Here is a 14757-nt window from a genome sequence, read left to right as displayed (position 1 = left end):
ACCATATCATTTATGATGTAAGGGTTAATACTTATTGATTAAGATTATTTCTAAAAATCTGATGAAGCTCCCTCGTAAATACCACAGAAATCAAATAAAAAAGAGAGCCACTTAGGCAGCTCTCCAGATCATCAGGGTGCATCTACTTAGCACAGCATAGCATTTTAGGTATGCGGGTTGTCACCAGTTTTTATATGAAGATTTTGTGAAGAATAACCGGGAAAATACTTAGTTGGGAATTGGGCAGGGGAGAAGATGCCCCTCTGCCCCTCACCTAACAAAGTTGACTTCACAGACTACTAGTACAACGTTGTGTAAATAAGCCATCCATTTGAAATGTCTAAAACCCTTACCGAACAGTAATCACGAATGACGGAAAGCTATACTAGGCATTTAGTTTTTTCTCCACCAATTCGTTAGTCAGCTTAGGATCAGCACGTTTACCTGTCTTTTTCAGAACTTGTCCGACAAAGAAGCCCTTGAGGTTGGTATTACCGTTGCGATACTTTTCTAGTTCTTTGGGATTGGCGGCTATGACTTCATCAACTATGGGTTCCAGTACACTAGGATCGGTGATTAACTCTTGACCGGCAAAGGCTTTTTCAGGAGAAATACCACTGAGCAAATCTGGTAACTTTTCTTTAGCTTGAGCATTGCTAATTTTGCCAGTTTCAATCCGAGTGATGATCTCAGCTAAATTGGTGGGAGTCAAGCCGATTTCACTAATACTGAGTTTTTGCTTATTGAGGTGGGCTGCGATATCTTGAGTAATCCAGTTTGCAGCAGCTTTCGGATTTGCTCCAGCTGCGATCGCAGTTTCAAAATATTCCGCTATTGAACGATCTTCTGTCAACACTCGCGCATCGTAAGCCGAAAGCCCCAACTCACTTTCATAATGATGGCGTTTTTGGGCTGGTAATTCTGGTAGTTCACTGCGCCATTGCTCTAATTCGGCATCTGTTACCTCAATTGGTGCTAAATCTGGTTCGGGGAAGTAGCGGTAATCGCTAGAACCTTCTTTCACTCGCATACTACTTGTACGTTGAGCACCTTCTTCCCATAGACGAGTTTCTTGGATAATACGATCGCCTGCTTCGATGGCGGCAATTTGGCGCTCAATTTCGTAGTCAATCGCCCGTTGGATGGCGCTGAAGGAGTTCATGTTTTTAATTTCTACCTTGGTGCCAAATTCCTCTCGTCCCACAGGACGCACGGAAATGTTGACATCGCAGCGCAGAGATCCTTCTTGCATATTGCCATCACTCACGCCGAGATACCGGACAATTCGGCGTAATTCTTCAGCATATTCAGCAGCTTCTAATCCAGAACGCAAATCAGGTTCCGAGACAATTTCCACTAACGGTATACCTGCGCGATTGTAATCTACCAAAGAATAGGAAGAACCAGAAAGGCGATCGCTGCCGGCGTGTACCAATTTTCCAGCATCTTCCTCCATGTGCAGACGCGTAATACCAATCCGCTTACGAGTCGGATTCCCCTCAGCATCTACCAACTCAATTTCTAACCAACCATGTTCTGCGATCGGTAGATCATATTGAGAAATTTGGTAATTTTTGGGTAAATCTGGATAAAAATACTGTTTACGGTCAAATTTGCTATACCTAGCGATTTGACAATTTAGTGCCAAACCAGCCTTGACGGCGTATTCTAATACTTTTTGATTGAGTACAGGTAAGACCCCAGGTAAACCCATACAAACTGGGTCAATGTTAGTATTGGGGTCAGCACCAAATGCCGTAGAGCTATTAGAGAAAATCTTGGTATTGGTACTCAGCTGACAATGGGTTTCTAGACCAATAATCGCTTCATACTCAGTTTTTACGGTTGTAGCAGTGGTCATAATATCAATATTTGGGCATAATCCTTCTTAGGGTACTATTGTAGCGGTGTATTGAGTTGCCCTGAAGACGGTTATTTGGGTGAGTAATGCTTACCTTCATGAGCTTGAAAAGGGAGATGCAAACCTAAGGTGAAGAAAATCTAGATTATTGGTTTTGGGGTGCTGGTAAATCTACCCTAGCCCGCGAACTGGGAACCATTTTAGGCTTAGAAGTCATTCACTCGGATGCTTGGTACTGGAATCCTAACGGGGTTGAGTGTCAAATTCAGACTGACAGTGGAATCATGACTTTATCTAAAGGGAAGTATCTTGTACTAACTGATGACCTCAAATTAGCAATTTATCTTCCGAGCGTAGAAGTTGACATAATTAACTTTAATAATAAATTAAACAATTCAAAAATATTAGCACTCAAGACTTGTTAGTGCTAATTTATGACTGAAAATTAATGCCTATGATATAGACCAGAACTAGACTTTTTCTAGATGCTTTCGCTACTTTTTAGACATTATGTTAGAACAAAAATAAAGCTTTCCTGCAAGAAATTTAAAACTAGGAGTACTAGGATGAAATACACTTTTGATATTGTAGGAGTATCTCCACTTTTGCAGTTTTTTAATCACCAACAGCAAAATGGGCAAAAACCGCCCCACCAAGGCGTGGAATACTTGGGAATGCATACATGTAGACTAGATACGTTTCTAGAATCGGTGGAATCAGTTCCAGCAAAGTGGGGTTGGAATCTAGATCAAGTGGTAGATACCGTGATTCAGTTTTGGTTGAACAACTCAGACAGTATTCGTTATTGGAAAGTCCGTTTAACTGATGCTGGTAAGGATAATTTACTAGTTGCAAGATTGGCGGATATAAGCGCCTTACAAGCTGAATTTGAATCCCTACTAGATAAGGAATGGTGAAGAGATAGGTAGAATTGAAAAAGAATTCAGGAGCGGAGCACGAGTTGCTCCGCAATGCCCGCAATATATCTTTACTGCTTGCACTATAGAAAAATTAAGAGTGTGTCTGCGCCCATTAATTCTACGCAGGTTATTATTCATTCTCAACTGAGATTTTAATACATTGGCATTTCTTTTAGCACTGATACAGATTTTACTTATGTGTATGCATACAAATCATGCAAACCCAATATTTGCCAAACTTTCTGCTTGAGCATTATTGTGTCCTGGAAACAATTGCAAATTAAGGCTTTGAGATTCATAGGTACCTGAAAATTACAACTTAGGGGGTCTAAAATAGAGCGCTAAGTGTTGACAATTTTTAAATAATCGAATAACAAGGTGGCAGCAGCATTAAAAAAAGTGTTGGTGCATTCCTACTTAGAAACTAATTAACGCCTTTCATTAAACTTCATACGGATAACATAATTATGCCAGATAATACGGATTACAAAGCTTCCAAATCAGACAATCAAGCTATTGCCTATAAAGAACGCCTCAATTCTTGGGCGATCGCTCGTTTACTTCCTAATACGCAACGGGAGATTGTTGCTCGCTTCCGCAGTCGTTCTGATGCCGATGGCTATATGCGGCACCTCCCCCAGGAAATACCAAATGCTTCCTACATGGTTGTTTTTGATTGTCAACGCCAAGAAGAAGCTGTGATTTAAAGTACAAGTATAGGCAATAGACCTATCTTGAAAATAGGGAACAGCTTACAGTGATAGGGAACAGGGAAAGAGATTTTCGTTTGGAATTGTGCTTGCATGGCGGGCGCTTTATGCTCACTCTGTTCATGACATTTTGCACTCTTGATGTGAAAAGGGAAGGGTTAAGGGGAAAAAGAAAATTCAATCCCTTTAACCCTTCTTAATCCCTTTTCTTTTGCTCATGGACGTAGCTTGCTTAAAGTAGGGGTACAGGAAGCTCGCCTCTAAGTATCTATGCACTTGCGATCAAAAAATTAAAAATCCGATACCAAATAGCCCGCCCTTAGACATTGCTTACACTCCAGATTGCAATTCACGCTTCACTTAAAAATTCTGGATGTTGCCAACGAGCATATTGACCTTTGTATTGTACCTTTTCAAATCTGAGTTTCCGAGCCACACTTGCCAATTCACCAAACAGTAAGCCTTTACGCGTCTATGTTGGTGAGCCAGTAACTTTAAGTTTGTTTGCGTTAGCTACACATTAGCGATCGCGATCGCGTCTCGTAGACAAGCCTAGTACAGCAAGGCAGAAATCCATCTACCAATCTCAATGAACAAGACTTGGGGCTTAACAAGGGGATTTTGCTTCTTGTAAAAGGTAGGCAAACTCCCACCACAGTACCTATGCAGGAACCGCTATATATGAATATATTTTACTTATAAATAAATTCCGTAATTGCCCCCTTGCTATTGCTATTTTAGATTACTTAAAAGTAAAAGTTAGTGCAATAAGCCCTGAAAGTGCTTGAGGGTTAATCAGTGATCAAACAGCACCGATATGACTGGTTCAACGCTGTGACATTTTTCCGCAAACGAAAATTACTAGCGCTGTTGCTGGGGATTTTCTTCACAATCTCTGTAGTCCTACTCTGGCAGAGACTTTTAATTCAAACTCCGGGGTTATTAACACAAGTAGTATTGATTGCAGGGTCATTGGTTATTGTCACACTGACATTATCAAACTATTTTGCCTTGGAGATCAAAGCAAGTAACCAAGAGATAACTGCAAGAAATCAGGAGTTAACTTACAGGATTTTTGAACAGAAACAGGTAGAAATTGCCCTCCGCACCAGCGAAAATCGTTGGCGACAGTTGCTGGAAACTGTCAAAGTCATTCCTTGGGAATTAGACTTGAAGACTTGGCAATTTATTTACGTTGGGCCACAAGCGGTAGACTTGCTAAATTATCCGATCGCAGAGTGGTACGAAGAAAACTTTTGGGTCAATCATCTACATCCACATGACTTGGAAAAGTCTGTTCGTTTTTGCCAAGAAGCAACTGCTAGGTGCGAGGATCACGAATTGGAATACCGGATGTTCGCAGCCGATGGGCGGGTTGTTTGGCTGCGAGACGTTATTAGCGTAGTTAAGCAAGCAGGAACCCCTACTATGCTGAGAGGGTTTATGTTTGACATTACTGATTTGAAGCTGGTTGAAGAAACCTTGAGACTGAGGGAGAGGGCACTGGCTGCTAGCAGTAATGGAGTTATTATTGCCGATGCTAGACTCGCTTACAATCCGGTTATATACGTCAACCGCGCCTTTGAGAAAATAACAGGCTACAGTGCTACTGATGTGATTGGGCAAAACTGTCGATTTTTGCAACGCACAGATACCCAGCAACCAGCGCTCAATGACCTGCGTTCATCTATTCAAGCTGGAACAAGTTGCAAAGTTGTTCTCCGCAACTATCGCAAAGATGGTACCTTGTTCTGGAATGAATTGAGTATTTCTCCTATCCATGACGAAAATGGCAAGTTAAGCCACTTTATTGGAATTCAGACAGATATTAGCGATGTCTACAACGAGCTTTGCTTACGCAAACTTGCCGAAGCCAGTCTGCGTCGTCAAGCCCTCACCTTTGAAAACATGCATGATGGCGTAATTATCACAGATTTAAACGGAAATATTATTGACTGGAATCCTGCTGCCGAAAACATGTTTGGCTATAGCAAAGCAGAGATTTTAGCTAAGACTCCCACTATTTTGTATAAACCGGAAGCAGCCGCCACATTAAGCGCCAAAATTTTTGAAGTAATCAACCAGGAAGGACGCTGGTCAGGGGAAATAAACTTTATTCGTAAAGACGGCAGTGAGGGAATTTGCGAAACAACTGTCGTCTGTTTACAGGATGAACAGGGGAAAACTGTTGCCATTGTTGGCATCAATCACGACATTACCGAAAATAAACGAGCCAAAGAAGCGCTACAACGGCAATTGCATCGAACCCTACTACTTGAACAAATTACTCAGGAAATTCGTCAAAGTCTTGATAGCAGAAAAATATTTGAGACGGCTGCTACCCAAATTGGAAAAGCATTTGGAGCTGAACGCTGTCTGATTCATTCTTACATTAGCGACCCCACACCCCGAATTCCCTTAGTAGCAGAGTATAATACACTCCCTGTTTACTGCTCCATGTTGAAATTGGAAGTTCCCATGACCAACAATCCTCATGCCGAGCAGATGATGGCGCAAGAAATAGCGATCGCTTCTTGTGATGTGTACGTTGATCCTTTACTCCAGGCGGCTGAACCTATCTGCCGACAAATTGGGCTGAAATCTATGCTGTCAATCCGCACCTCCTATCAAGGAGAACCCAACGGTGCGATCGGCTTACATCAGTGCAGCTATTTTCGCCAGTGGACACAAGACGAAATCGAATTACTAGAAGCAGTAGCGGCTCAACTGGGTATTGCTCTAGCGCAGGCTCACTTACTGGAACAAGAAACCCGCCAACGAGAAGAACTTACCTTGAAAAACTTTGCCCTGGAACGGGCAAAACGTCAGGCAGAAGCCGCAAATCGGGCAAAAAGTGAGTTTTTAGCGATGATGAGTCACGAAATCCGTACCCCAATGAATGCTGTTATTGGCATGACTGATCTCCTGCTGGATACTGACCTTACCCCTCAACAGCAAGACTTTGTGGAAACAGTTCGCAGTAGCGGAGATGCTTTGCTCACCATCATCAACGACATTCTAGATTTCTCCAAAATTGAGTCGGGCAAACTGGAATTAGAAGAACAGCCTTTTGATTTGAGGGCTTGTGTGGAACAGGCTATTTCTCTATTAGCCCCTAAAGCTGCTCAAAAGGATATTGAATTAGCTTACCTGATCCAGCCGCAAGTTCCCACTCAGATCATCGGCGATATGACTCGTCTACGCCAAGTTTTGATGAATCTCCTCAACAATGCGATTAAGTTTACTGAAAATGGAGAAGTGGTACTTTCTGTTGAACTAGGGACTCTTGAAAAAGGCAGGATAGATAGCGCAGCAGTAGCTCATCCTGGAGCGTCGGCAGGAGGCATGAGGTTCCACTCAGATGGGGATTCAACCTTACCAGCGAGTTACTCTACTTGGGAAGATGCCATCGTCCTACAGCCCTTCGGGCATCTTACGGCGGAAGTCTCCCCAACACTTGAAGAGGCTCCTTGGGATTGGGAGAATGAAGAAGTGGGGGATTTAAACCTCAACTCACTCTGGTCGCGGCAGGAGCCAGATCGCGCAGCATGTGCCTGTTCTCTTGATTTGGATAAAGAAAATTCTTTCCAGTCCTCGATACCTATTAAGGAGCCACAATTTCTCTACGAAATTCAATTTGCCATCAAAGATACAGGTATTGGCATCGAACCAGAGAAAATAGAGCGGTTATTTCAACCCTTCACTCAGGCTGATGTCTCCATGACTCGGCGATATGGCGGCACAGGATTGGGGCTGGCCATCAGCAAGCGACTCAGTAAGTTGATGGGCGGCACTCTTTGGGTGGAAAGCCAAGGGTTTGTCGGTGGCAATCCTAGCCCTAGATGGAAAAGTGGAAAATTTTCCCAAGGTTCGACATTCTACTTCACCATTACTACCAAAGTGGCTGCTCAGTCAGAACAAGCTGAATTTAGTAATTCGCCAGTGCAGCTTGCCAAAAAACGCCTGTTGATTGTGGATGATCATCTAATTAACCGCAAAATTATCCGCTTGCAAGCAGAGTCTTGGAAAATGGACACTTATGCCGCCAAATCTGGTAAAGAAGCTTTAGCTCAACTAGCTAAGGGAATGCAGTTTGATATTGCCATTTTAGATATGCAGATGCCGGAAATGGATGGCATAACCCTAGCTCGTCAAATCCACAAGCAATCTGGTTGTCAAAACCTACCTCTGGTGATTCTGACCCCTTTGGGTAGACTAGAAACTTCCTCTGACTTTAATGATGTCCAGTTTGCTGCCTCTTTGAGTAAACCCATTAAACAGTCTCAACTCTATGATGTTATTACCCGTGTTTTGGGAAATCAGCCAACCCAAGCCAATATTTCTCATTTTTCCTTGGTTGATCGGCATTTGGCCCATCGACTACCACTGCAAATTCTCCTGGCAGAAGACACGGTTGTAAATCAGAAAGTTGCCCTACTGATGCTACAGAAAATGGGTTATGGGGCGGATGTCGTAACCAATGGGGTAGAAGTGCTCAAGGCTTTGCAAAAACAGCCCTATGACCTAGTGTTGATGGATATCCATATGCCCGAAATGGATGGGTTAGAAGCAACTCGGAGAATCTGTCAAGAATGGGAAGTGGGTTCCCGTCCCCATATCATTGCGATAACTGCCAATGCAATGCAAGGCGATCGCGAAATCTGTCTTGCTGCTGGTATGGATGACTACATTAGTAAACCGATTCATCTTCATGAGTTAGCTCAAGCCCTCAGCAAATGTCCACTCCAAAGAAATTCTAAATTCACTTCCATAGGAAAACAAGGTAGAGTGATGTGCTTAGAATTGCAACCTTCGCCAAATATCCTCCAGTTAGGGCAAAACCAGACATTAAAAAGCGCCAATATTGATCCCAAAATTCTCCAATCCTTGCGGGATATGGTCAGAGACGATCATGTGGCATTCGCTGAACTGATTGAGTGTTATCTTACAGAAACACTGAGATTGCTGGAAGATATCAGCACAGCGATCGCAACTCAGGATACCAAGACTGTATGGAACACAGCCCACCGACTCAAGTCAAGCAGTGCTTCTGTTGGAGCGATCGCCTTGGCGCAGCTTTGCAAAGTGTTAGAAGCACAAGGACGCAGCAGTAAATTAGAAAACAGCGTAGAATTACTGTCAAAACTATATCAGGAATATGAACAAGTTAAAACTGCCTTAGAAATAGAACTTGCGAAGGAAGCAACATGAATGCCACTGCTCAAGGAAGTCAATCTTTAGTTCTAATTGTTGATGATGAACCCTTTATCCGCATGATACTGCGGCATTTCTTGGAGCGGGAAGGCTATCAAATAGCGGAAGCTCAAAATGGCATAGAGGCTGTAACTGCTTTTAACAAACTACACCCTGATATAGTACTTCTTGATGCCCTAATGCCAGATATGGATGGGTTTGAGTGTTGCACTCAGTTACAACGTCTTGATTGTAGCAAGTACACTCCAGTTTTAATGGTTACAGGACTTGAAGATCAAGAATCAGTTGACCGTGCATTTGAAGTGGGGGCAATGGATTATGTTACCAAACCGATCCACTGGGCAGTTTTGCGACAACGGGTAAAACGCTTGATTGAGCAATCTCAGTTACAGCAAAAACTGGAAGCCGTTAATCTGGAATTGCAGCGATTAGTTACTATCGATGGATTAACTCAAGTAGCTAACCGCCGACGGTTTGAAGAGTATTTTCACCAAGAATGGCAGCGGATGAAACGGGATCAACAGTCTCTTTCTCTGATCCTTTGCGATGTTGATTTCTTCAAATTATATAACGATACCTATGGTCATCGGGTAGGCGATCGCTGTCTGCAAGAAATTGCTAAAGCCATCAAAGATATTATTAAACGTCCCGGAGACTTAATTGCCCGTTATGGTGGGGAAGAATTTGCTGTGATTTTACCTAACACAGACACCGAAGGGGCAACTCATGTTGCCGATAAAATTTGCCATGCTGTCCGCACATTAGCAATTCCTCATAAAAATTCCCAAGTTAGTCTTTATGTAACCCTGAGTGCCGGCTTTACGACAGAAATTCCTCAGCCAGATTCTGACATAGAAGAAATGATTGCCGCCGCAGATCGGGCGTTGTATCAAGCAAAGGCAGCAGGACGCGATCGCTTTGTGCAAAATATTCTACTACCCAAAAGTAAAAATTCCCGCTAGGGCTTCATCTGTGACAATCATTAGTATCAAAAGTCCATAGCTAATGACTAATGACTATTTTAAAAATCTACCCCTCGTTTAAGTTCTACACCTTGATTTGCATAGTGTTTGTGGCAATAAACCTCTGAGTGGACGCTAGCCAAGTCAAAGTACGCGGGTGGATTTTGGCAGCGACCAGTAATAATGATTTCGGTGTCGCGGGGTTTGCGGAGTAAAGCTTGAACAATGGGTTCAACGGGGAGTAATTCTAAGTCAACGGTGGGATTTAGTTCATCGAGAATAATTGTTTTATACAGACCAGAGGCGATCGCAACTTTCGCAATTTCCCAACCCCGTTCGGCTTCTACATAATCTAATTCTTGCCGAGAATTTCGCCAGACGATCGCATCTCCACCGCAGCGCTGATGATCCACCACTTCTGGATATGACTGCTGCAAGGCAGCGATCGCAGCATCTTCTGTGTAGCCACTACCACCTTTAAGCCACTGCATAATCAACACACGGGTAGACCCTGGATGATTGATTCCCCTACCAATTGCCTGTAAGGCTTTGCCCAAAGCACTAGTAGACTTACCTTTACCAGCACCAGTATAAATTTCAATCCCTTCAAGGAAGAGGGCTTTGGCTGTTGGGTGATGATGAGGTTTCATTTCTGAGTGTAAATCTGCAATATCAAGCAACTTTTGCGGTGCGGCGCGTCCGGTGGCGATGATTTCCAACTCTTGGGGTTTGGATTTTAATGTTTTTACCACTTCATCCACTGGTAGCAAACCTAAATCCAGAACGGGGTTAATTTCATCCAAAACGACAACTGAATATAAACCACTAGCGATCGCACCTTTGGCTACATCCCAACCCCGCATCGCTTCATCTCGGTCAAAAGTGGTAATTTCTTCTGGGCCAAAAAATTCGGCTCTCCCGGTGCGAACTTGGTCAATTAAATGGGGAAATCCACGCTGTAAAGCTGCGATCGCGCCATCTTCGTCATAATCACGTTCCGGCCCTTTTAAAAACCGCAGCAGTAAAACCCGGTTAGAATTGCTAGGCGTATTTATCCCCAAGCCAATAGAGCGCAAAACCACTCCCAAAGCCGCTTGAGATTTACCTTTACCCAGACCATCGTAGACGTGAATTTGACCAATGAGCCGTTCCTGACGCACTTGCGCCGTGCGAATACCAATACCGTTCCTTGTCATTTCTCGAAAAGCTATAACTATGGCAGTCTTTAATCTTACCTAACGTCTTGTACTCTTAGGTAGAGAAACTGCCCCACTAGTGCGTCCGTATGATGTATTAATAATATCAATAAGGTAATACTGGCACACTAGCATAGCAAAGGACAAAAACAATCAGTTGAGCTACTCCCACGCCTAAAAGGGGATTTCACATTGACTGTTGACTGTTAACTGTTAACCGTCAACGGCATCGGGGTGTCTATCATCCCATCTTTAGAATATTGGGTTTTCCCGATGCCTTTTTATAATTTCCCCCATCACCCTCATTATCCCAGTTATACTCTCTACAGTTAACCCTTACCCTTGACCATTTATGCCTGAAAATTGGATGCTTCCCAGGATTTTTCCTATTGGTGGAATTCTGTTTGACTTTTTATTTGTACTGATTGCCATCCCCATCGAAGCATATGTTTTGCACAAACGACTAAAATTTGACAAAAAAACTAGCACTTTTTATGCGATTTCTATCAATCTATTTTCTAGTGTAATTGGTTGGATCATATTTTTTGTAACAGAACCAATGTTGCCGATACAGGTGAAATCAGAATTGATTAACTATATGTTTTTTAATAATTTTAAATCAGCGAATACACAAACTTTAATAATTTTAATCGCTTCTATAATTTTTTTTGCTACTTTTATAATGAAATTTTTCATTTTAAGGGTGTTACTACTATCATTGAGTGAACCAGTTGCTAAAAAAGAAGAGGAGCCTCAAACATCTCAACGGCGGCGATGGCGTACTTTTAGCAGTGCTAAATTACAAAGTAGTAATTTAGTAATTACTACATTAATAGCGAATTCTCTGAGTTATAGTGCTATAACCATTATTTTATTGTTTCGCTCAAAGTAACAAAATCTTACTTAATTCAAAGGAAGACTAGTGATTAATTAATTATCGGGAGGGAATACAATGAATACGCTACTGAAAGATGTATTTGGAGTTTTTAAATTTGCGGAAGGGCTTTACGCGGGAATTAGAAAGGTATTAGTTCCACCCAAAGCTTATTCTTGGCAAACATTTATTTATCTGAGTGTTTTTTCTTGGGTAACTTCATATTTTGCTACAGGTTATATCAAAGATATAATCGCTTTTTTTGGTTGGTTATTTTTAATTGCCGGCACAGCTTGGTATACAACTGAAGATCCTCTGAGGGTTCCTGGTACTTTTATGCCAGTCGGGGCAGTGATCACTGGATTCTTAGTGAGTGTTTTTGCATTTGGAAGTCAAGAGGATGTAATTACGCCAAGAACAATCATTTTTTGGCCGACAATTTCAGCGCTAATTACGGCAATACCAGAATTTATTGAAGGAAGTGATACTGACGCTAAGGCTCGAATCCCTAAACCACAAGATCGCCAAAGAATCATAGTTTTAGTTGCTAGTAGTATGCTGCTAAGTTGCTGGATTCAGTTTTACTTTGTGATGGATAATTGGTTACGACAATATCCCAGTTTGCAGGCAGATACTTTTAAAAGTAGTACTATTGTTGTCAGAACAGAAGAACGAGTAAAAATTCCACGAAACGGTGTTGTAATTCTAGAAAGACTTCAACCAATAGTAGTAGAACAAATAGCCGCAACACCTTGGTCGGAAGTAGAAAAATGGTTACTAGATGCAAGACAGCGGGTAGGAACTCTGGGTAGGGGAGTAATTCAAAAGAACCTGGGGAAATATGAAGAAAAGGAACTATGGCGCGTTGAACCGCGTGTAGCTAATACTAAGTCTGGATACATATTAGATTTATTAAGTATTTGGATAGGCCCGAGTTCTAACCCACGGGGCTATTACTTGAAAAAATCTTGTCGGATTGAACCAGTTGCAGCAACTAGCAATTCAGACAATAAGATTACAGTTGCAGAAATAGAATGCGATCGCGCCAGTAAACTTATTGCAGGATCACCGCCTCCGCAGCAGTAAGGGAGCAGGGTAAAAAAACTAATTACCAATACTTCGACTACGCTCAGTACAAGTGACTAATGACAAATGACTAATAACAGAATTTTTGTATTGGCAAAGAATGTGTTTCAGGAAGTGGTACGCGATCGCATCCTATATATTATTGGTTTTTATGCGCTAATACTCGCCACTGCCTTCCGCGTCCTTCCTGAATTTGCAGCAACGGCTGAAGACAAAATGTTTTTAGACTTTGGGATGGCGGCGATGAATGCCATCGGGTTAATTGTAACGATATTTATTGGTACGGGACTAGTTAATAAAGAAATTGAAAAACGCACTATTTTGGTGTTAATTGCTAAACCTGTTAGCCGCAGCGAAATTATTATCGGCAAATACTTGGGTTTATCCGCAGTACTAGCTGTACTTATCGCCACGATGACAGCAATTTATCTGGTATTTCTGCAATTTGGTAATATCCCTCATCCAACGACGAGCATTTTAATTGCGGCAATTTTCTTATTATTACAGTTGTCATTAATCACCGCTATGGCTATTACCTTCGGTGTTTTTACTGGTTCACTGCTAGCGACTGTTTTAACCTTTGCGGTATATCTAATCGGAAATATTACTCAAGATTTAGTACAACTTGGCCGTCTTAGCCGTAACCCTGGTATGGAACGTTTAACCCAAGGTTTGTTTCTCATCTTGCCAGATTTATCTCGATTAGATTTTAAAAATGATGCCGTTTATGGTCTGCAAGCACTACCTGACACAACTGCACTGATTACAAATGCTGCCTATGGCTTAGTTTATAGTGCCATGTTGTTAGCGATCGCTATTTTTATCTTCTCACAACGCGAATTTTAGTAATTAGACATGGGGAAGCTACCATGCTGCTTCATCAAAATTCAAAATCTAAAATTGAATGACTCCTGTTGTATGAATATTTCCTGACTTATGTCAGCATTTTTTGTTTTAAAAACCACTTAAAAAGCGTATTTTCAAGCGATTGGCGATTTTTTGGGAATTTATTGTTGATTATTTACTCAGCTGATCTCCATTTGGGGTGTACTCTCAATATACGGTAACTACCACACTCGACCTTTGAGATACATTAAACCCAGAGGTGAATACCATGAAAAATTATGCTGATAAACAAGAATTTGTATTAAGTCAAATCACAAATAAATATTTTCAGCGCCGAGATTTCAGTGGATGTGACTTGAGTGGAATCGACTTAAAAGGAATTGATTTAAGTGGTGTTAACTTCATAGGCGCGGATTTGCGTGATGCAAATCTGTGTGGCTGTGTCCTCACTCGTGCTAATTTAAGTGGCGCAAATTTGATGCAAGCTAGCTTACGTGATGCTAATTTGTATGAAGCATCTTTGTGTGAAGCTAATTTGATTAATGCTGATTTAAAAAGAGCAAATTTGTGCGGAACATTTTTATGGCGGGTGAAATTCACAGGTAGTAATCTTTGGGGTGCTTCTTTGTGTGATGTGGATTTGAGAGAAGCAGACCTAAGTAAAGCCAATTTAATTGAAGCATCGCTGATTGAAGCTAACTTAAGTTTTGCAAATCTCACAGGAGCAAAGTTATGTGGAGCAAAATTACTAGAAGCTAATTTGACTGAGGCCAACTTAACTGGTGCAGATTTGACATGGGCAAATTTAACCAAGTCAAACTTGAGTAAGGCAAACCTTTGGGAGACAAAGCTGATTTATGCGAAGTTTCGGGATACTATCATGCCTGATGGCACAATTGAGCAACCTCAGATAGTGATTTATTAGTCAGGAGCTATGCAATTGTAGATTTTGAATTTTGGATTAAAGGAGAAATCTAAAATCTAAAATCCCAAATTGCCAGATTAATATCATCTGAACATGATATTAACTAGTTTGTTGAGCAAACGTGAGTTCTACCACCTTAATATAGGAATTCAATTTGATTTTT

10 protein-coding genes are annotated in these 14757 nt (G+C 41.7%); 8 read left to right on the top strand and 2 right to left on the bottom strand.

The genetic code is table 11. The features are described 5' to 3' along the window. Positions 1-385: 385 nt before the first annotated feature. Entirely contained in the window at positions 386-1861 is a 1476-nt protein-coding gene (gene gatB, locus ACEYW6_RS10565; protein WP_412979677.1) for an Asp-tRNA(Asn)/Glu-tRNA(Gln) amidotransferase subunit GatB, read from the bottom strand. Between the two features lie 566 nt (positions 1862-2427). On the opposite strand from gatB, the gene ACEYW6_RS10560 reads away from it, so the two are divergent. From ACEYW6_RS10560 to ACEYW6_RS10545, 4 genes are all read left to right on the top strand, one after another. Further along, a complete protein-coding gene (locus tag ACEYW6_RS10560; protein WP_412979676.1) occupies positions 2428-2778 on the top strand; it encodes a hypothetical protein in 351 nt (116 codons plus the stop codon). 470 nt (positions 2779-3248) lie between these two features. Beyond that, a complete protein-coding gene (locus ACEYW6_RS10555; RefSeq protein ID WP_190899245.1) occupies positions 3249-3488 on the top strand; it encodes a hypothetical protein in 240 nt (79 codons plus the stop codon). An 801-nt stretch (positions 3489-4289) separates the two neighbouring features. Then, positions 4290-8702 carry a PAS domain S-box protein gene (locus ACEYW6_RS10550; RefSeq protein ID WP_412979675.1) on the top strand — a complete coding sequence of 1471 codons (4413 nt, stop codon included), beginning with the start codon at positions 4290-4292 and terminating at the stop codon, positions 8700-8702. After that, positions 8699-9667, top strand: coding sequence for a diguanylate cyclase domain-containing protein (locus ACEYW6_RS10545; RefSeq protein ID WP_412979674.1), 969 nt, complete (start codon positions 8699-8701; stop codon positions 9665-9667). The genes ACEYW6_RS10550 and ACEYW6_RS10545 overlap by 4 nt, the downstream gene beginning before the upstream one ends. A 59-nt stretch (positions 9668-9726) precedes the next feature. Here the strand turns inward: ACEYW6_RS10545 and ACEYW6_RS10540 are convergent, their stop codons facing one another. Next, positions 9727-10863, bottom strand: a complete 1137-nt coding sequence (locus ACEYW6_RS10540; protein WP_069068662.1) for a cob(I)yrinic acid a,c-diamide adenosyltransferase — start codon at positions 10861-10863, stop codon at positions 9727-9729. Between the two features lie 352 nt (positions 10864-11215). Between ACEYW6_RS10540 and fraC the strand changes: the two genes are divergently transcribed. The 4 genes from fraC to ACEYW6_RS10520 all read left to right on the top strand — a co-directional run bounded on the left by fraC (position 11216) and on the right by ACEYW6_RS10520 (position 14594). Continuing rightward, complete coding sequence (gene fraC, locus ACEYW6_RS10535; RefSeq protein ID WP_412979673.1) at positions 11216-11755, top strand: filament integrity protein FraC; 540 nt, start codon at positions 11216-11218, stop codon at positions 11753-11755. A 60-nt stretch (positions 11756-11815) separates the two neighbouring features. Next, positions 11816-12823 carry a septal junction protein FraD gene (gene fraD / locus ACEYW6_RS10530; protein WP_412979672.1) on the top strand — a complete coding sequence of 336 codons (1008 nt, stop codon included), beginning with the start codon at positions 11816-11818 and terminating at the stop codon, positions 12821-12823. A 66-nt stretch (positions 12824-12889) separates the two neighbouring features. Further along, a complete protein-coding gene (locus ACEYW6_RS10525; protein WP_412979671.1) occupies positions 12890-13669 on the top strand; it encodes an ABC transporter permease in 780 nt (259 codons plus the stop codon). A gap of 268 nt (positions 13670-13937) precedes the next feature. Further along, on the top strand, positions 13938-14594 hold the full coding sequence (locus ACEYW6_RS10520) for a pentapeptide repeat-containing protein (protein WP_412979670.1): 657 nt from the start codon (positions 13938-13940) through the stop codon (positions 14592-14594). The last annotated feature ends 163 nt before the right edge of the window (positions 14595-14757 follow it).

It is taken from the genome of Nostoc sp. UIC 10607 (assembly GCF_047228265.1).
Taxonomy (GTDB): Bacteria; Cyanobacteriota; Cyanobacteriia; order Cyanobacteriales; family Nostocaceae; genus Nostoc; species Nostoc foliaceum_A.
The sequence above is the reverse complement of the archived record's forward strand: the minus strand, read 5'-3'. Positions and strand labels throughout refer to the sequence as shown.

Excerpts from the sequence above, each read along its gene's own strand:
- gatB (WP_412979677.1), bottom strand. The coding sequence starts at position 1,861 with ATGACCACTGCTACAACCGTAAAAACTGAGTATGAAGCGATTATTGGT.
- ACEYW6_RS10560 (WP_412979676.1), top strand. The coding sequence starts at position 2,428 with ATGAAATACACTTTTGATATTGTAGGAGTATCTCCACTTTTGCAGTTT.
- ACEYW6_RS10555 (WP_190899245.1), top strand. The coding sequence starts at position 3,249 with ATGCCAGATAATACGGATTACAAAGCTTCCAAATCAGACAATCAAGCT.
- ACEYW6_RS10545 (WP_412979674.1), top strand. The coding sequence starts at position 8,699 with ATGAATGCCACTGCTCAAGGAAGTCAATCTTTAGTTCTAATTGTTGAT.
- ACEYW6_RS10540 (WP_069068662.1), bottom strand. The coding sequence starts at position 10,863 with ATGACAAGGAACGGTATTGGTATTCGCACGGCGCAAGTGCGTCAGGAA.
- fraC (WP_412979673.1), top strand. The coding sequence starts at position 11,216 with ATGCCTGAAAATTGGATGCTTCCCAGGATTTTTCCTATTGGTGGAATT.
- fraD (WP_412979672.1), top strand. The coding sequence starts at position 11,816 with ATGAATACGCTACTGAAAGATGTATTTGGAGTTTTTAAATTTGCGGAA.
- ACEYW6_RS10525 (WP_412979671.1), top strand. The coding sequence starts at position 12,890 with ATGACTAATAACAGAATTTTTGTATTGGCAAAGAATGTGTTTCAGGAA.
- ACEYW6_RS10520 (WP_412979670.1), top strand. The coding sequence starts at position 13,938 with ATGAAAAATTATGCTGATAAACAAGAATTTGTATTAAGTCAAATCACA.